17 protein-coding genes are annotated in these 19,244 nt (G+C 39.6%); 9 read left to right on the forward strand and 8 right to left on the reverse strand.

The features are described from left to right. Window positions 1–7: 7 nt before the first annotated feature. The 4 genes from uppS to rimO form a co-directional block, all read right to left on the reverse strand. Window positions 8–754, reverse strand: coding sequence for a polyprenyl diphosphate synthase (uppS, locus tag B9T24_RS00640; RefSeq protein ID WP_004651727.1), 747 nt, complete (start codon window positions 752–754; stop codon window positions 8–10). Between the two features lie 6 nt (window positions 755–760). Continuing rightward, complete coding sequence (gene frr / locus B9T24_RS00645; protein WP_086164039.1) at window positions 761–1,315, reverse strand: ribosome recycling factor; 555 nt, start codon at window positions 1,313–1,315, stop codon at window positions 761–763. 78 nt (window positions 1,316–1,393) lie between these two features. Further along, entirely contained in the window at window positions 1,394–2,122 is a 729-nt protein-coding gene (pyrH, locus tag B9T24_RS00650) for a UMP kinase (protein WP_086164040.1), read from the reverse strand. Window positions 2,123–2,171: 49 nt separating this feature from the next. Next, complete coding sequence (gene rimO, locus B9T24_RS00655; protein WP_086164041.1) at window positions 2,172–3,515, reverse strand: 30S ribosomal protein S12 methylthiotransferase RimO; 1,344 nt, start codon at window positions 3,513–3,515, stop codon at window positions 2,172–2,174. Window positions 3,516–3,877: 362 nt separating this feature from the next. On the opposite strand from rimO, the gene glnL reads away from it, so the two are divergent. Together glnL and glnG are read left to right on the forward strand one after the other, a co-directional pair. Continuing rightward, on the forward strand, window positions 3,878–4,987 hold the full coding sequence (gene glnL / locus B9T24_RS00660; RefSeq protein WP_086164042.1) for a nitrogen regulation protein NR(II): 1,110 nt from the start codon (window positions 3,878–3,880) through the stop codon (window positions 4,985–4,987). Next, window positions 4,974–6,455: a nitrogen regulation protein NR(I) gene (glnG, locus tag B9T24_RS00665; protein WP_086164043.1), complete on the forward strand. Its 1,482-nt coding sequence runs from the start codon at window positions 4,974–4,976 to the stop codon at window positions 6,453–6,455. Before glnL ends, glnG begins: the two co-directional genes overlap by 14 nt. Before the next feature lie 58 nt (window positions 6,456–6,513). Here glnG and B9T24_RS00670 read toward each other — a convergent pair whose 3' ends face one another. The 4 genes from B9T24_RS00670 to mnmG all read right to left on the reverse strand — a co-directional run bounded on the left by B9T24_RS00670 (window position 6,514) and on the right by mnmG (window position 12,218). After that, entirely contained in the window at window positions 6,514–6,840 is a 327-nt protein-coding gene (locus tag B9T24_RS00670) for a hypothetical protein (RefSeq protein WP_086164044.1), read from the reverse strand. A gap of 116 nt (window positions 6,841–6,956) precedes the next feature. Beyond that, window positions 6,957–8,162, reverse strand: coding sequence for a 3-(3-hydroxy-phenyl)propionate transporter MhpT (mhpT, locus tag B9T24_RS00675; protein WP_086164045.1), 1,206 nt, complete (start codon window positions 8,160–8,162; stop codon window positions 6,957–6,959). Between the two features lie 272 nt (window positions 8,163–8,434). Beyond that, window positions 8,435–10,243, reverse strand: a complete 1,809-nt coding sequence (locus B9T24_RS00680; RefSeq protein ID WP_086164046.1) for a tetratricopeptide repeat protein — start codon at window positions 10,241–10,243, stop codon at window positions 8,435–8,437. A 94-nt stretch (window positions 10,244–10,337) separates the two neighbouring features. Beyond that, window positions 10,338–12,218: a tRNA uridine-5-carboxymethylaminomethyl(34) synthesis enzyme MnmG gene (gene mnmG / locus B9T24_RS00685; protein ID WP_086164047.1), complete on the reverse strand. Its 1,881-nt coding sequence runs from the start codon at window positions 12,216–12,218 to the stop codon at window positions 10,338–10,340. Window positions 12,219–12,472: 254 nt separating this feature from the next. On the opposite strand from mnmG, the gene B9T24_RS00690 reads away from it, so the two are divergent. The 7 genes from B9T24_RS00690 (at window position 12,473) to purH (ending at window position 19,243) form a co-directional block, all read left to right on the forward strand. Next, complete coding sequence (locus tag B9T24_RS00690; protein WP_086164048.1) at window positions 12,473–12,823, forward strand: hypothetical protein; 351 nt, start codon at window positions 12,473–12,475, stop codon at window positions 12,821–12,823. Window positions 12,824–12,964: 141 nt separating this feature from the next. Next, the gene (locus B9T24_RS00695; protein WP_086164049.1) at window positions 12,965–13,855 is read left to right on the forward strand and encodes a bile acid:sodium symporter family protein; all 891 of its coding nucleotides are present in this window, start codon (window positions 12,965–12,967) and stop codon (window positions 13,853–13,855) included. Window positions 13,856–14,114: 259 nt separating this feature from the next. Then, window positions 14,115–15,005, forward strand: coding sequence for a bile acid:sodium symporter family protein (locus B9T24_RS00700; RefSeq protein ID WP_086164050.1), 891 nt, complete (start codon window positions 14,115–14,117; stop codon window positions 15,003–15,005). 129 nt (window positions 15,006–15,134) lie between these two features. After that, window positions 15,135–16,052, forward strand: a complete 918-nt coding sequence (gene prmA, locus B9T24_RS00705; protein ID WP_086164051.1) for a 50S ribosomal protein L11 methyltransferase — start codon at window positions 15,135–15,137, stop codon at window positions 16,050–16,052. A gap of 3 nt (window positions 16,053–16,055) precedes the next feature. Next, the gene (locus B9T24_RS00710; RefSeq protein ID WP_086164052.1) at window positions 16,056–16,916 is read left to right on the forward strand and encodes a DUF3426 domain-containing protein; all 861 of its coding nucleotides are present in this window, start codon (window positions 16,056–16,058) and stop codon (window positions 16,914–16,916) included. 388 nt (window positions 16,917–17,304) lie between these two features. Next, a complete protein-coding gene (gene fis, locus B9T24_RS00715; protein WP_001086304.1) occupies window positions 17,305–17,574 on the forward strand; it encodes a DNA-binding transcriptional regulator Fis in 270 nt (89 codons plus the stop codon). A gap of 94 nt (window positions 17,575–17,668) precedes the next feature. Next, entirely contained in the window at window positions 17,669–19,243 is a 1,575-nt protein-coding gene (gene purH / locus B9T24_RS00720) for a bifunctional phosphoribosylaminoimidazolecarboxamide formyltransferase/IMP cyclohydrolase (RefSeq protein WP_086164053.1), read from the forward strand. Window position 19,244 lies beyond the last annotated feature (1 nt).

The following is a 19,244-nucleotide window of genomic DNA, read 5'->3' on the forward strand; positions in this document are numbered from 1 at the left end:
TTAATTCTCAATTTTTCTCTTGTTGGATTTGCTCTGAAGTTTTCCCAAAACGACGTTCACGCCCAGCAAAAACTGCTAACGCATCATCGAATTCCTCAACAGTAAACTCAGGCCATAAGGTTTGGGTAAAATACAGTTCAGCATATGCTGCTTGCCAAAGTAAAAAATTCGACAAACGAAAATCACCACCTGTACGAATCAAGAGATCGACAGCCGGTAAATCCGCCATACTGACATGTTGTCCAAACAACTCAACATTTATATCTTCAATAGCGATTTTTTTTGCAACAGCATCCGCTGCAATTTGCTTTGCAGCCTGCGCCATATCCCACATGCCACCATAACTGATCGCAATGGTCAACGTCATGCTGTCGAACTTAGCAGTCCTTTGTTCAGCTTGCAACATTAACTCACGTAAATGTGAAGATAAACGAGAACGATCACCAATAAAACGTAAAGCAATATTAAATTTTTCCATTCGAGGCAATTGCTCTAGGATTGTTTCTTCTAACAATACCATGAGTAAATCAACCTCAAATTGGGGACGATTCCAATTTTCGCTAGAGAATGCGAAAACGGTTAACGCTTGAATTTGATTTTTTCTACAGTGTTCAACAATCGGATCGAGGACATTTTTACCTTCACGGTGTCCATCACCTTTTTGCATTTGCATCTTTTTAGCAAAACGATTGTTGCCATCCATGATGATGGCAACATGTTTTGGAAGAAGCAAGCTATCTTCTGATGCGGTCATTAAATCTTAAACCTTCATCAATTCAGCTTCTTTCGCAGCTAAACGCTTTTCTACTTCAGCAACGAATTTATCGGTGATTTTTTGAATATCGTCTGATGCACGGCGATCATCATCTTCAGAAATTTCTTTTTCTTTCAATAATGCTTTTAAATCACCCAATACATCACGACGAATATTACGAATCGCAACTTTGGCATTTTCAGCTTCAGTACGCGCAACTTTTTGCATATCACGACGCGTTTCTTCAGTCAGTGCAGCCATTGGTACACGAATCGCATCGGCAGTAATCGGGTTAAGACCCAAACCTGCTTCACGAATCGCTTTATCAATTGCCGACACCATTGAACGTTCAAATGGTTGTACCAACAATGTACGTGAATCTTCAAGACCAACGTTTGCCACTTGGTTCAGTGGAACATCAGAGCCATAGTAAGAAACCATCACACCATTTAAAATAGATGGGTGCGCACGACCTGTACGAACTTTGGCAAAACCGTGCTCTAGAGACTCTAGAGTCTTATTCATGCGGTCTTCGCTGTCTTTTTTAAGATCGTTAATCATATGATCTTCCTTACTTAATTCTAAGAGATGTAATTACTAAATAGCGTGTAGTATAAAGAGCTTTCAGGCTCACGTACATTAATTCGTAACGTGAGTCCCTTCTTTTTCACCCATAACTACTGAAAGCAATGAGCCAGATTTGTTCATATCAAAAACTTGAAGTGGTACATTATGGTCGCGGCACAAGCAAATTGCGGTTAAATCCATAATACCTAATTTTTCATCAAGTACTTGATCGAAAGTCAACTTGTCATATTTCACAGCATCATCGTATTTACTTGGATCTTTATTATAAACACCATCGACTTTGGTGGCTTTCAAGATCAAGTTCGCTTCGATTTCAATACCACGTAAGCAAGCTGCTGTATCCGTGGTAAAGAATGGATTACCTGTACCCGCAACAAATACGCACACTTCGCCTTGAGTTAAATGGCGAATCGCATCACGACTTGAATAAGATTCAACTACAGCACCAATGGGTAAAGCAGACATTAAACGCGTTTTAATGTTACGGCGCACCAAAGCATCACGCAAAGCCAAACCATTCATCACAGTCGCAAGCATACCCATTTGATCGCCTGTTACACGGCCAACCAAACCATCTTTTTGTAATTGGCTACCACGGTATAAGTTACCACCACCAACCACGATACCCACTTGAACACCCAAACCAACTAAGTGTGCAATTGCTAAAGACATTTGATCAAGCACTTGTGCATCAATCCCCATGTCTTTATTTCCAGCAAGTGCCTCACCAGAAAGTTTTAATAAAATGCGTGCATAACGGGGCTTTTTTGAGTCCAACATCTGGGAATCTCCGAATTTTCAAATATCTAAAACTTTATTCGTATCTTTTTTAAGCTGATTTAATCTGAATGAGCTTGGCATATAAATCATATTCATCTGCATCAGTAATTTCAACTTCGAGCAAATCACCCGATTTAATCAAGCTCTTATCAATATCTTCTACAAAAACATTGCCATCAATTTCAGGCGCATCTGCATAAGAACGGGCAATCGCTACTGGGAATTCTTCATCCAAATCATCAACCAGCACAGTCATGGTTTGACCAATACGTTTTTGTAGTTTCGCAGCAGAAATAGCCTGTTGAACTTCCATAAAACGCTCATAACGATCTTGCTTGATTTCTTCAGGCACATGATCTGGCAAATCATTTGCAGTCGCACCCTCTACAGGTGAATAGGTAAAGCAACCTACACGATCAAGCTGAGCTTCTTTCAACCATTCAAGTAAAATTTGGAAGTCTTCCTCAGTTTCACCGGGGAAACCCACTACGAATGTTGAACGAATTACCAATTCTGGACATTTTTCACGCCATAATTTCAGACGTTCCAATGTGTTTTCACTATGAGCTGGTCGCTTCATCAATTTTAAGATGCGCGGACTGGCGTGCTGAAAAGGAATATCTAAATATGGCAAGATTTTGCCTTGTGCCATTAAATCAATCACCGCATCCACATGTGGATATGGATAGACATAATGTAAACGCACCCAGATACCAAGCTGACCTAAAGCTTCACACATATCATAGAATTTGGTTTTAACCGGCTGACCGTTCCAAAAATCCAATTTGTATTTAGTATCTAGACCATAAGCTGATGTATCTTGTGAAATCACTAAGACTTCTTGCACACCCGCTTTTTTCAGCGCTTGTGCTTCGCTTAAAACCGAACCCACAGGACGTGAAACCAAATCGCCACGCATGCTTGGAATAATACAGAATGTACAACGATGGTTGCAGCCTTCTGATATTTTCAAATAAGCATAATGTTTTGGCGTTAAACGAATCCCTTGTTCAGGAACAAGGTCAATAAATGGGTTATGCTTAGGTGGTGCAGGCACATATTCATGCACAGCTTCCATCACATCTTGATACGCGGCAGCACCTGTTACTTTTAAAACACTTGGGTGCATTTGACGAATTTTTTCTTCATCTTTACCCAAACATCCCGTCACAATGACACGGCCATTTGCGCTAATGGCTTCGCCAATTGCGTCTAAAGACTCTTGTACTGCAGATTCAATAAAACCACAAGTATTAACAACAACCAAATCAGCACCATCATAATCCGATGCTACATCATAACCTTCAGTCTTCAACTGAGTTAAAATTCGTTCAGAATCTACCAATGCCTTAGGACAACCTAAAGAAACGAAACCGACTTTGGGGGACTTCATGAATCTGCACTCCACTATAATGCGCGTATTGTATGTCTTTTCGAATCATAAAAACAGACAGAAAGCCGACTCTTTGTATAACGCACCAAAATACATCCAATTTTTTACCAAATATTTTACGCGCACCATTTTGGTTCACTAATAATTTTAATTGCTTTACTATGCTATGAGTTTCTGCAATCAAAGCACAAAAAAAAGCACACTTTTATTGCGGCAATTTTTTTATTTAGACAAATACTTAAAGTTGGCGTGCATTTTGCTTTATTTTGACAACGTTTAATTCGTTGAATGTCCCAGAATAGGGAGAAATGACAAGAAGTGCAGATGCCATTGCGCTATTTTAATACAGGATGCTTTCGCTAATGGATCAACCCGTCGCTATCGACTACCGCCTTTTAGTGGACAACTTAACTACAGCTATTTTGCTGGTCGATCGTCACCTTAATATTTTTTATTTAAATTCTTCTTGTGAATCATTATTTGACATTAGTTTGCTGCGCGCTTCGGGTCAACCTGTTTTAAATTTACTCCATATGCCCAATGATGAATTCAATACCCAAGAAGCATTATTAAATACGTTCACCACAGGACAACCCTATACCCGTCGTGAAGCAACCATTAGTGTGAATTTCAAAGATATTCATGTGGATTATACTGTCTCACAAATTAACGCTCAAAAGCCGTATCATCCGCTGCTCCTGATAGAACTCAATCCAATTGATCGGATGTTGAAAATCTCTAAAGAAGAAAACTTAATTCAACAACATCAAGTTGCAAGACAATTGATTCGCGGTGTGGCGCACGAAATTAAAAATCCTTTAGGTGGCATTCGTGGTGCAACACAACTGCTTGCGCGCAGTTTGAATGATCCACAATATGCAGAATTTACTGACATTATTATTAGTGAAGTCGATCGCTTACGTAATTTGGCCGATACCATGCTCGGATCTCGCCAATTACCGAGTTATGAACTGGTTAATGTGCATGAACCTTTAGAACGTGTTCGCTCTCTGATTACCAATCAAACCAAAAAGAAAATCAAAATTACTCGTGACTACGATTTGTCATTACCTGATGTGATGGCAGATCGCGATCAACTCATTCAAGTCATGCTGAATATCAGCGTAAATGCAGTACAAGCCATGATGGAAAATAAAGAATTCTTTGTTGATCACCAACCTGAACTTATTTTACGCACACGTATTCAACGCCTTGTCACGATTAATGGCGTATTAAAACGTTCTGCTATTCGCATCGACATTGAAGACAATGGTCCAGGTGTGCCAGAAGAAATTTTAGAATCCGTGTTTTACCCACTGGTCACAGGACGTGCTAAAGGCACGGGACTAGGACTGAGCATTGCACAAAATATTATGCATCAACATAGCGGAATGATTGAATGTCAGTCAGTTCCAGGAAAAACAGTATTTAGCTTATATTTACCTTGGGAGTCTAACCATGTCGCGAAATAAAATATGGGTAATTGATGATGATCGTGCCATGCGCTGGGTGTTGGAAAAAACATTCAAAGAAGAAGGTTTTGATGTTACCAGTTTTGAAGAAGCACAATCTGCTCTTGATCAACTGAGCACCGATTTACCTGATGTAATTTTGACCGATATTCGTATGCCAGGCATCGATGGTCTCACCTTTTTAGGCAAAGTAAAAGCCAGCCATCCTGATCTCCCTGTGATTATTATGACAGCGCATTCAGATTTAGAATCTGCTGTTTCCAGTTATCAAACAGGTGCTTTCGAGTATTTACCTAAACCTTTTGATATTGATGAAGCCTTGGCCTTGGTCAATCGTGCGATCTTGCATATTACCAAGTTACAACAACAAGAATCTGCCAAAACTGCGCCTCCGATTCAATCTGCTGAAATCATTGGTGAATCCCCTGCTATGCAGGAAGTATTCCGAGCAATTGGCCGCCTATCGCAATCCCACATTACTGTACTAATTAATGGTGAATCTGGAACAGGTAAAGAGTTAGTTGCACATGCGCTTCATCGCCATTCCCCACGTAGCAGTAAGCCTTTTATTGCCTTAAATATGGCAGCCATTCCAAAAGACTTGATTGAAACTGAACTTTTCGGACATGAAAAAGGTGCCTTTACCGGTGCAAACTCTCAACGCCAAGGTCGTTTTGAACAAGCCAATGGTGGAACGCTATTTTTAGATGAAATTGGCGATATGCCATTTGAAACACAAACCCGTTTACTTCGCGTTTTAGCAGATGGTGAATTTTATCGCGTTGGTGGACACATTCCTGTCAAAGTTGATGTAAGGATTGTTGCTGCCACTCATCAGGATTTAGAAAAATTAGTCAATGATGGACGCTTCCGTGAAGATTTATATCATCGTCTAAATGTGATCCGTATTCACATTCCAAAACTTGCACATCGTAGCGAAGACATTCCAATGTTGGCGCAACATTTCTTGGCTCGTGCTGGTAAAGAATTAGGTGTGAATCCTAAAATTTTACGTCCAGAAACCCAAGAATATATGCAACAACTGCCTTGGCAAGGCAATGTGCGTCAGCTTGAAAATACTTGCCGTTGGCTAACGGTCATGATTACTGGACGTGAGGTCTACCCTGAAGACCTACCTTCTGAATTAAAGCAAATTCCAATTCAGCGTTCTAGTGATGAAGCTCAACCCAATAGTACTTTTGATCGTGTTTCACTACATCATTGGGATGAGTTATTAGGGCAATGGGCTATACAAAAGCTTAAAAATGGCGAGATGAAGATTCTTGACATTGCAACGCCTATGTTTGAACGCACTCTAATTACAGCAGCTTTACAACAAACACGTGGACGTAAACGCCATGCGGCTGAACTTTTAGGCTGGGGTCGCAATACTTTAACCCGTAAGCTAAAAGAACTTGGCATGGACACTGTCGATGATGATGTTGAAGAAGAAATTATCGAAAGTTAATTTCTTCTCAAAAAGAAAGCTCCTTCGGGAGCTTTTTTTAATCCAATGTCATACCATTTTATGCAGTAAAACCCACATAGCGAAAATACCCCTCTATTCCCAAATCTGATTTAACAATCAAATAATTAAGATAAGTAGATTGGGTGATTTCTGCAAACATATTCACCTGATCATCATGAGCATGTAAATCATCTACTGAACGCGGCATGGTCTGCTCGAACTCATCGGTCATATATTCAAAACCCACATCCATGGCAATAAATAAAGTATGTTCACATGGCTGCACATATTGCTCCTCAGCCCAATCTATAATGTTTTGTTTGCAATGTGGACAAGAAATATTATCTGTTGCGTGAATAGAGAGTTGAATCAATTGATAGGTCATAAAAAATAAATCAGTTTTTCTATTATTGTAGTTTAGCAAAAAATTTAACTTTCTCTATTTTTTAAATAAAATTGCAAAAAAAGAGAATCTTTCGATCCTCTTTTTTCTTGTTTGAGTTACTTGTAAGTCGATTTATAATGCGATAGCGCAGTTACAGCAACCGCTGAAATGACTACAGCAGGCAAACTTGCGATTAAAATACCCGTCGTGCCCAAGCCTAATGCCAAAATTTTTCCAGTTAACAAAGGCCCTGTCATTGCACCTAAACGCCCCAAAGAAATTGCACTTCCAACCCCCGTGACTTTCCCCATTCCTGAATAGAAGATGGGTGAAATACCGTAAAGAATGGACTGACCGCCTGTAGAGAAAATACCACCCATTACGCCTGCTAAAATTAATACAGGAATAGACGTTGTCGTGAACAGTAAAACTAACGCAACAAATAAACCACCATAAATAATTGTCGCCATTTGCCAAAGTTTTAAACGATCCAACAAATAACCCAAAGCCAACGTACCAATCACTGCACCGACTTGAAACACCAGCATGACCATAAAGGCTTGCGGCTTTTCCAAACCTTGTTCCATCAATAAATTAGGCAACCAACTAATCAAAATATAATTAATCATTAAGGTAAAGAAGAAGCCCACCCAAAGTGGCAAGGTATTTTTATATTGTTGTTTTTTAAACAATACTTGCGCCATATTTGGCACAGCTTCTATAGCTGCTTTCTCGACAACAACCGCTTTTGGTTTATCCTTAAGAATCATCGCCATCAATGGAATTAATACTAACGGCGTTAAACCGCCAATCAAAAATAAAGTTTGCCATTTAACTTCAGGTAACAAGATTGCAAGGCTTGCAACAAAGATTGCGCCAACAGGCAACCCGCAATACATCAAGCTATTTAACTTACCCCGATTCGCTTCAGTTGCTTCATCACCCACGACTGAAATCATGGTTGGCATTGCAGCCCCAAGCCCTAAACCGGTAAAAAAGCGAGCCGCATATAAAGTTTCAGCACTTGGTGCCAATGCTGTCAAAGACATAAAGACGCCAAAAATGGCGATAGAAAGCATCAAGACTTTCTTCTGCCCGAAATAATCCGCAATACGCCCACCAAAGAATGCTCCAAAAAGCATTCCGAATACACCCAAACTAAAAACATATCCCATTTGAACTTGATCCAAACCGAATGTCACTGCAATTCCTTTAGCTGCAATACCCGGTGCTTGAAGATCAAAACCTTCAAAAAATGCGACCCAAAAACACAAAAATATCGTTAAGAATTTTTGTAGTTTCCCTGTGTGTGTTTGTGCCATGATCGATCTCCATCAATAATTAGCAAATTACATGACCAAGTAATTTGCTCAAGTATTGTGAAATCAAATCTTGTATAAAAATAGCGCGACAATGGTCGGGTTTAATAAGCAAAGCTTTTAATCAAACACCAAAATTATAGCTAAAAGGTTAACTACCAATATATAAAACCTATTAATTTTTAATTTTCCATATAAAATACAAAATTTTAACTAATTCAAAGATTACAACTATGCCTCGATAGCTAAAATTGATTATTTATAAAATTTTTGGATTATTTCTTCCAAAATTTCCATTTGCTTGGCTTTGGCATTTTTTCCTCAATACGCACCAAACCTTCAAGTGCCTCTTTATTCATCTCTTCATAGCGGTATAAAAATTCTGAGTTCAGCCCACCATTAATATATTCAGGCCAAATACTTTCTGCCGGACGGCGTAAAGAACGCTCATACCATTTTTTCGCCACCTTTAAGTCTTTATTGAAATAAAAACCTTTTTCATACATATAGCCAATTTTCGCTTCTGCATATTCATCTTTTTGATCAGCGGCTTTTTGAATCCAATACGCCGCTTCTTCGTAATTAATCTCTGTATAAAAACCCTTTAAATACCAATACCCCAACTGATACTGCGCAGAACGTTCCCCCATTCTCGCCTTAAGCTGATATAAACCAAAAAACAAAGGCTGGGCTTCCGGCAACTCCAAAAACTTCCCGACTTTACTGGCCTGATCAGAAATCTGCTCAAGGGTATAATTTCGCGGATTTTGAATCATTTCCTCCGCTTCCTGCAACGGATTGTCATTGCGGAATGTGGCAAGCAATACCATCGCCTCACTCTGCATGTCTTTAATACCGTCGATATTCGCATTTAGCACCACATCCAAATGCGCTTTTGCTTTCTCAAAGTCTTGCACTAAGCCACGGCCTTCAACATACATACGTCCTAAACTTAAATCCGCAGCAATCACGCGTCCTGCTGCTTCCTGATACAGCCCAATTGCCATATCCAAGTCAAGAGGCACACCTAAACCATGCTCATACTTATCCGCTAAATTATTGGTCGCAATAATATTTCCAAGGTCAGATGATTTCTGATACCAAAATACCGCCTGTTCATAATCTTGTTGAGTACCAATACCATCTTGATACATCCACCCCAGATGATAATAAGCATTTGCCAAAACTGATTTTTCAGTTTCCGGCGCCTGAGAGGCAATCCTATGATAAAGACCTAATGCCCTCCTCGGATGAATAATATGTTCGCTCACTACACCATATTTTGAATAAGATGAGCTCACCAAAAAACAAGTTAACCAGCCAAATCGGTAATATCCAGCCAATCCCAAAGTTGCTTCCCAGCACCCCTGTTCTACAGACTGCTCCAAGAACTGTAAACTTTGCACCAAATCCTGCTCAACACCATGTCCACGTGCATAACAGCCTGCTAACCGATACAGCGCAATACCGTCCTTTTTAGTAGCAGCTTCTCGATACCACTTAAAACTCCCCTCTAAACTCTTCTGTAAAATTCCACCAATAAAGAGCTGCTGCGCCAATTGGCACATCGCAGGCGTATATCCCGATTGAGAGGACTGGCGCAATAAATCAATATAGCGCTGAAAATCGCGCTGTTGATAGGCCTGATCTGCCAAGTAATATTGATATATTCCGCGATACTGATCTGCTTTATTCTGAATGCATCGCTGAATTAATTCACCATGCCCCGTTTCATGCTCAGAAAAATATTCAATGCGTGCAATCAAGCCCAAACTGTTAGACACTTGCTCCAAAGGTAAAAACCACCGTGTGATGGTATAGATACCCGGAACATCTTTCATTTTCATGATTTCAGAAGATGGCTCAGGTTCATCTGGTCGGACTAAACGTCTCAGCATTTGCATGGGAGATTCTGCTTGAGGGGGCATTAAATTTACCCCAACCAGCTCCCCATCATTGGTTTTAGCCACATTCCAAACTTTCATAATGGCTTGATCAAATTGATAAAACTCACCATTTTGATTTAAGCAGATAATAATATCACCCGCGCGTATCTCTTCCCCACTTTCATAATATAATGACATTAGCTCACCTTATTTTTTATTGTATATTTTCCCCGCACATATTTTACCAAAAAAAAGCCCGCATAAAGCGGGATTTTTTAATAACTTTCAAATATTAAGCAGACTTTTTAGCTTGTGCATTCTTACGAATGGTAATCATGACTAGCTGTACCGCAGCAGGTGTCACACCTGGAATACGGCTCGCTTGCGCTAAAGTCTCAGGTCGTACATCTTTCAATTTCAATGTAATTTCCCGTGATAAACCAGACACGATGTCATAATCGAAATCCGCTGGAATTTTGGTATCTTCCAGACGTTTCATCTGTGCAACATCTTCATGTTGACGGTTAATATAGCCCGCATATTTCACTGCAATTTCAATTTGTTCGCCCACAAATGGCGTAACTTCAGAACCTGTGAGTTCTGCAATTTGAGCAAAATTGATATTTGGACGTTTCAACAAATCAATCGCAGAACACTCTTTAGAAAGATCTGCACCCGTCATCTCAACGAATTTTTTACCCATTGGATTATTCGGTGCAGCCCATAAATGTTGTAAACGACTGGTTTCTTTCTCAACTGCTTCCATTTTTTCACAGTAAGCCGCCCAACGCGTATCATCAACCAAACCAAGTTCACGACCCATTGCCGTTAAACGCTGATCCGCATTGTCTTCACGTAACATTAAACGGTATTCCGCACGTGAAGTGAACATACGGTACGGTTCTTTAGTCCCCAATGTAATCAAGTCATCCACAAGCACACCCATATACGCTTCATCACGTTTTGGTGTCCATTGTTCTTGATCCCACGCACGACGTGCAGCATTCAAGCCTGCAAGCAGACCTTGTGCACCTGCTTCTTCATAACCCGTCGTACCGTTAATTTGACCAGCAAAATACAAGTTATTAATGGCTTTGGTTTCTAAAGAGAATTTCAATGCTTGTGGATTGAAATAATCATACTCAATTGCATACCCCGGACGAAGAATATGTGCATTCTCCATACCACGAATTGAACGTACCAATTCAAACTGAACATCAAACGGTAACGATGTCGAAATACCATTTGGATAAAGCTCGTGCGTTTCCAAACCTTCTGGTTCAAGAAACACTTGATGCGAATTTTTATCGGCAAATTTATGAATTTTATCTTCAATCGATGGGCAATAACGTGGCCCCACACCTTCAATCACACCTGTATACATTGGTGAACGGTCTAAACCACCACGAATGATCTCATGCGTCCGTTCATTGGTATGGGTGATATAGCAATTCACTTGTTCCGGATGCATAGACGCATCGCCCATGAATGACATGGTTGGCGATGGGAAATCACCCGGCTGCGGTGTCATTACTGAAAAATCCACCGAACGCGCATCAATACGTGGCGGTGTACCCGTTTTTAAACGACCAACGGGTAAATTCAACTCACGTAAACGTGCTGCCAATGAAATAGATGGAGGATCACCTGCACGACCACCGCTCGATTTCTCCAGTCCTACGTGAATCACACCACCCAAGAATGTACCCGTGGTTAGCACCACGGTTTTCGCATCAAAGCGAATACCCATTTGCGTCACAACGCCCTTAACGGTATCACCCTCAACAATCAAATCATCTGCTGATTGTTGAAAAATATCTAAGTTGGCTTGATTTTCTAATGTTTCACGAATGGCTGCTTTAAAACGCACACGGTCAGCTTGCGCACGTGTTGCACGAACCGCAGCACCTTTACGTGAATTTAAAATACGGAATTGAATACCACTTTTGTCGGCAGCCAATGCCATTGCACCGCCTAGTGCATCAAGTTCACGTACTAAGTGTGATTTACCAATACCACCGATGGCAGGATTACAGCTCATCTGCCCTAAAGTCTCAATGTTGTGAGTTAAGAGTAATGTCTGTCGACCCATACGCGCCGCAGCAAGTGCTGCTTCGGTACCTGCGTGACCGCCACCGATAACAATGACATCGTAAACTTTAGGATAATGCATAATGGTTTGAGAGATAAAAAAGAATGACGGAGTATTATATCAAAACTAAGCAAGATAAGTTGACAAATTCAGTCAATTTTAAGCGTGACCACCGTATTCATGTACAGCGCATCAAAAAATTGAAATGTAATCATGCTTTGCAGAGTTACATATAAATAAAACATTTAATCTTCAAAATTTACTTGAATCACATTGTTTTATTTTGGCTGTTTTATAACCTGTAAGTTAGTACACGACAAACAAAGGTATAAGTGATGAATAAGAATATTTTCTTCTCCGCAATACTCTGTAGTCTTTGTCTCACCCCCTTTACCACGCAGGCCAATGATAAAGTTGAAACAACTTATAATGCGCAAAAGTACCAACAGGTTTGTAAAGGCAAAATGCAAGGTGATCAAGTCAGCTTTGCTTACCGAGGCATTATCTGGAATGGCACTTGCGAACCTCAATTCTTCCCGTCTTCCAAAAAAGTGATGCTAAAAGGTGACGAAGCAGAATTAAATTCTATTTGCCACAGTGATACAAATGCAACCTCAATGAATATTGAAGGGCATGAAATCAAAGGTAAATGTGCTTTAGGATTTACTGCACCACGGCCTAAATAATCAGATTATTATTATTTCGTTAACCAAGTCAAAAAAGTGGGCAAAAAAATTATTTCTTTGCCCACTTCCTTTATTGCTTATTAAAAGAACTTGTTTAAACTCACAGCATATTAAGGAATAAAAATAGAAAAAGGATGTTTCATGGATTCAGGGCTATTCACATTTTTTTTACCAATAGCACTTGCCATCATGATGACTGGATTGGGACTGGAACTAACACCGAAAGATTTCCTACGGATCCAATACTATCCAAAGGCTATTTTTTTAGCTTTATTCGCCCAACTGATTATTTTAGTTTTTATTGCTTTTTTAATTTGTATCTTCTTACAACTACCACCACTTTTGGCTGTAGGCTTAATGCTACTTGCCGCCTCACCGGGTGGGCCAACTGCAAATTTAATTAGCTATATTTATAAAGGGGATGTTGCATTAAATATCACCCTCACGGCTATTAACTCCATTATTTGCACCTTCACCCTACCTTTTATTGTCAATTTATCAATTCACTATTTTTTAGGCGATCATCAAAAAATTGGCATGCCAATCACAAAAATTACTCAGGTCTTTTTAATCATTTTTATTCCCGTGTGCTTAGGGATGCTCATTCGCTCAGCTATACCGACGATTGCATTGCAACTTAAAAAACCCATGCGATTACTGTCTGTTTGTTTCTTAATTTTTATTTTCTGCTTTGCATTATATAAGGAACAATTTAACGTCATTGAGTATTTTGCAGACATTGGCATTGCAACCGCTCTTTTTTGTTTTATTAGCTTATTAGTGGGTTATTTATTACCCCTCCTCGCTGGAATCCCTGACCAACAGGCGCGTGCATGTACCTTTGAAATAGGCATTCACAACACCACTATTGCATTAACAATCGCACTTTCAGTTTTATCCAATAGCACCATCGCTATTCCGGCAGGCATTTATTCTATTTTCATGTACGCTTTTGCATTTTTGTTTGGTTATATTTTAACAAGAAGTCCACTTACTCTTAAGCAAGAAAAGCCTAAAGCAATTAATGACTAACATAGCTAAACTACTCCTTTAAACTACAAAGGAGTACTTAATCTACATTGCCTTTAAGGTGAACAATCTTGATCAGACCCAAGCACTCCACCCACCTGATAAAAACGAACAAATCATTAGCAACCGAAGCCAACGCAAAATTCATACGGGCTATTCCATATTTTTTATTTATCGGCTATACAACTATTATTCAATTTATAACAATCAGTAAAAAATTAATCTCAATCAAATAAAACCAACTCAAGATAGGAGATTTTGAATGGATTCAGGAATGATCACCATTTTATTGCCTTTAGCACTTGCCATTATCATGATTGGCTTAGGACTAGAACTCACACCAAAAGATTTTACCCGTGTAACCAAACAACCTAAGGCAGTTTTAATTGCCTTATTTTGCCAATTGGTGATTTTGGTCAGCATTGCTTTTATCATTTGTAAAGTTTTAGCTCTTCCACCCCTGCTTGCTGTTGGTTTAATGCTCCTTGCAGCATCACCGGGTGGGAGTACAGCCAACTTATTTAGTTATCTCTTTAAAGGGGACATTGCGCTTAATATTACTTTAACCGCGATCAATTCAGTCATTGCGGCTTTCACCCTACCTTTCATTGTTAATTTTGCTATTCAACACTTTATGAATGATGGCCAAGAAATTAGCTTACAATTTAGTAAAATTTTACAAGTGTTTGCGATCATCATCATTCCTGTTGGTATTGGTATGCTGATTCGGCACTATGCACCGCACTTTACTGAAAAACTAAACAAACCTCTGCGTATTTTTGCAGTGAGCTTTTTAATCTTAATTATTATTGGCGCCATTACCAAAGAGCGTCATCAAATTTTAGAATATTTAGCACAAGTGGGCTTAGCCACTGTTTTATTCTGCTTATGTAGTTTATTGATCGGTTATTTTGTGCCACGATTATTGGGGATCAATAGTGCACAAGCACGTGCATGTGCATTTGAAATTGGCATTCACAATAGTACCCTTGCGATGACCATAGCCCTTACAGTCATGGCCAGCTCTACAGTTGCAATGCCAGCTGCCGTGTATTCTATTTTCATGTATGTATTTGCAGCCGTATTTGGCATGTTGTTAAATAAGTTCGCACCGCAACCGAAGGTAGACGTTATTCATGAACCTGCAACTTAAAACAACTACAACTTAATATCAGGATGCCACAGTGCATCCTTTTCTTACTCTACCGCATGAATAGGTAGCTGTTATTGCATCAGTTCTATACAATACTGACTTTAGAAAAGACAATTTTAGGTTATCTCTGTGAAGTGGTTACAAATTCATATTACTGTTGAACAAGCGCAAGTCGATTTTACTGAAACATTATTAAGTTCACTCGGTGCTGTCAGTGTAACTTTAGATGATGCTGAAAATCAGGACTTACTTGAACCACTTCCAGGCGAAACTCCGCTTTGGAATAAAGTCATTGTGACAGGTATTTATGCCCAAGAAGATGACGAAGAAATTGATGTGAATGTTTTACTCACATTTATTACTGCACAAATGCCTGAAGCACCAGTACGCCATGAATTCATTGAAGACCAAGAATGGGAACGTACTTGGATGGATGCGTATGAACCGATTCAAATTGCTGAAAAATACTGGATTGTTCCTGAATGGATGGAAGCACCTGAAGCAGATGCAGTAAACATCAAGCTTGATCCGGGCCTAGCATTTGGTACAGGCAACCATGCCAGTACTTTCTTATGCCTACAATGGCTAGGTAAAACCGATGTTAAAGATAAAATTGTAATCGACTATGGTTGTGGTTCTGGCATTTTAGGTGTTGCTGCGCTACTGCTCGGTGCGAAAAAAGTCTACGCAACCGATATTGACCCACAAGCTATTCTTGCAACCAAACAAAATGCTGAACTGAATGGTGTGCTCGACAACTTATATGTTGGGTTGCCAGAAGAGTTCAATGTCGCGTTAAAAGATCAAAAAGCAGATGTATTTGTCGCAAATATTCTTGCTGGCCCCCTAATGGCTCTTGCGCCTGAATTCGCAACTTTGATTAAATCTGAGGGAGAGTTCGCACTTGCGGGCATATTAGAAGAGCAAGTAGCTGATGTTTCTAATGTTTATTCAAGTTTTTTTGATATACTAGAAGTTGAAAAACGTGAACAACATTGGTGCCGTATTTCGGGGAAACGCCAAAATACCCATTCAAATTTTGAATAGACTATGAGCGAAAAACAAACCTACTGCCCTAACTGTTTTACCAAGTATAAAGTCTCAGTGGCTCAACTCACAGTTGCTCGGGGCATGGTTTGTTGTGCCAAATGCTCAACCAATTTTAATGCGCTAACACATCTGGTAGTAGACAAAGAAGAACCTTGCTCTACTACACTCTCTATTCCTTCTGCAAAGCCAAGCCAAGCCACAGAAATAACAGAGCAATTTACAGACGATCAACGATCAGAACAACACCTACTGGATATTTTTGATCGTAAAGTAGAAAACTCAAATATTGATTTAAAAACCTATCTCAATAACTTAAATTATTTCAGTACGGACCCGATTGGCAACTATCCTGCGCTTAATTGGTCTGACAAATCAGAACAAGAAAATAAACATAGTGCTTGGCACTATGTGCTCTGGATTGTGGTGAATATATGTTTAATTAGTTTACTTGTTTTCCAATTTTTCTGGTTCAACCCTAAAATTTTAAACAATAGTCCAGCAGCGAGTGCCGTATTTAATACCGTGTGTCAGGCATTTAATTGCTCGATATTGGATCAGAATTATCGTCTTATTTCGACCAACAAAGTAAAACTAAAACAAATTTCAAAAAAAGAAACTCAGTTTACTGGTGAACTAATCAACTATCATTCTAAAAGTTTAGCCCTTCCAATCATCAAGGTGAATTTAAAAGATAATGGAGAAATTATATCTTCTTATTCTTTGCAACCTTCCGAATACCTGATTAGCAGTCTTGCTGGCATCCACCGCATCCCACAAAATAGTCCTTTTAAATTTAAGTTTAACCTTCCTGTGTCTCGCAAAAGCTTCGACACCTACAGTTTAGAAATAATTTCTCCTTAATATTGAAAAAAACTATTAAAAAAAACAAAAAAATGTAAAAAAAATGCAGTTTTCTTGCTCACTTTTTCTGAGACAATGCTATCATACGCGCCACGAAAGCTTTGTGCCGCAAACTCCTCGCTATTTTTCACTACAAATACAATTTAGCAAAATGCGCTTTATCTATATATTGCGTATTGAGCAGATTTTTTTGTTTTGATTTTGGTCGGTAACAAATATTTAACTATTGTTACGCTTAAATTTCGACCATTCCGTTGGTTTGTGGCATGCTAAATGTTCAAGTTTTAGAACTCCGCTTTAGGATCTAAAACGGAGTTCATTTAATTTTATAGACCACTTTTATATATCTCTTTACCCAAGTGATATTTGATTTTTCGGATTAATTCGCATGAATAGCAAATCTCCTATTTTTACTGCACAATCTGATGTCGCTCTTCGTATTCACGTAGATCGCGCAGTTCGCCACTATTTTGCACAATTGCAAGGTGAGCAACCATCTCAAGTTTACGACATGGTGCTAGCAGAAATGGAGAAACCTCTTTTATCTGTAGTGCTTGAATATACTCGCGGCAACCAGACACGCGCTGCCGAGATTCTCGGACTTAACCGTGGCACTTTACGCAAAAAGTTAAAAGCTCACGGTTTAATGAGTGAATAAATGATAAAATGCTCACGGCTACCGTGGGCATTTTTTTTATCTTCTGTTTTGCCTATTGTTTTAATCTAGACCTTTAATATTGTTGACGAAAATCATGACTATTAAACGCGCTTTAATCTCTGTATCTGATAAATCAGGGATCGTTGAATTTGCTAAAAACCTCGTAGCTCTTGGGGTAGAAATTTTATCTACTGGCGGTACATATAAGTTGCTTAAAGACAACAATATCGCTGTAGTAGAAGTTTCAGAGCACACTGGGTTCCCAGAAATGATGGATGGTCGTGTTAAAACACTTCATCCAAAAATTCATGGTGGCATCTTAGCTCGCCGTGGTCTAGACGAAGCTGTAATGGCTGAACACAACATCGATGCAATCGATTTAGTGGTTGTGAATCTTTATCCATTCGCGGCAACTGTTGCAAAACCAAACTGCTCACTAAGCGATGCGATTGAAAACATCGACATCGGTGGCCCGACTATGGTTCGTGCTGCTGCAAAAAACCATGCGTCTGTGGGCATTATTGTAAACGCATCTGATTATGACACCGTGATTACTGAACTTAAAGCAGACGGTTCATTGTCTCATGCAACACGTTTTGATCTTGCTGTGAAAGCATTTGAACATACTGCACAATATGACGGTATGATTGCATCTTACTTAGGTGCTCGCGTCGGCAAAGAAGAAGGTCAAGCAGATAAATTTGCACGTACTTTCAACACACAATTGAATAAAGCACAAGATTTACGTTACGGTGAAAACCCGCATCAGTCTGCTGCATTCTATGTTGAAAGCACAGCAACTGAAGCTTCTGTTGCAACTGCGAAACAGCTTCAAGGTAAAGAATTATCGTATAACAACATTGCAGATACCGATGCAGCACTTGAATGTGTGAAATCTTTTGCTAAACCTGCATGTGTGATTGTAAAACACGCAAATCCATGTGGCGTTGCTGTGTCTTTAGAGGGCATTGCTGCGGCTTATGACCTTGCTTATGCAACAGATCCAGAGTCTGCATTCGGTGGCATCATTGCATTCAACCGTGAATTAGATGTTGCAACTGCGCAAGCGATTGTCGACCGTCAATTCGTTGAAGTCATTATTGCACCAAGTATCGCTGAAGGTGTACTTGAAGTTACAGGTGCGAAGAAAAACGTACGTGTACTGATCTGTGGCGAACTCCCTGCAATTGATGCACGTCAAACTCAGCTTGACTACAAACGTGTAAATGGCGGTTTATTGGTTCAAGACCAAGACTTAGGCATGATCACGAAAGATGACCTTAAAGTCGTGACTAAAATTGCACCAACTGAAGCTGAAATCGACGATTTGATCTTTGCTTGGAAAGTTGCAAAATACGTGAAATCAAATGCGATTGTCTATGCCAAAGGTCGTCAAACCATTGGTGTTGGCGCAGGTCAAATGAGCCGTGTAAACTCAGCGCGTATTGCTGCAATTAAAGCTGAACATGCAGGCTTAGTGGTTGAAGGTGCAGTAATGGCATCTGACGCATTCTTCCCATTCCGTGATGGTATTGATAACGCTGCAAAAGCAGGGATTAAATGTATTATTCAACCGGGTGGTTCTATGCGTGATGAAGAAACCATTGCTGCTGCTGATGAAGCAGGTATCGCAATGGTATTCACAGGTATGCGTCACTTCCGTCATTAAT

This window comes from Acinetobacter sp. ANC 4654, from assembly GCF_002135425.1.
Taxonomy (GTDB): domain Bacteria; phylum Pseudomonadota; class Gammaproteobacteria; order Pseudomonadales; family Moraxellaceae; genus Acinetobacter; species Acinetobacter kyonggiensis.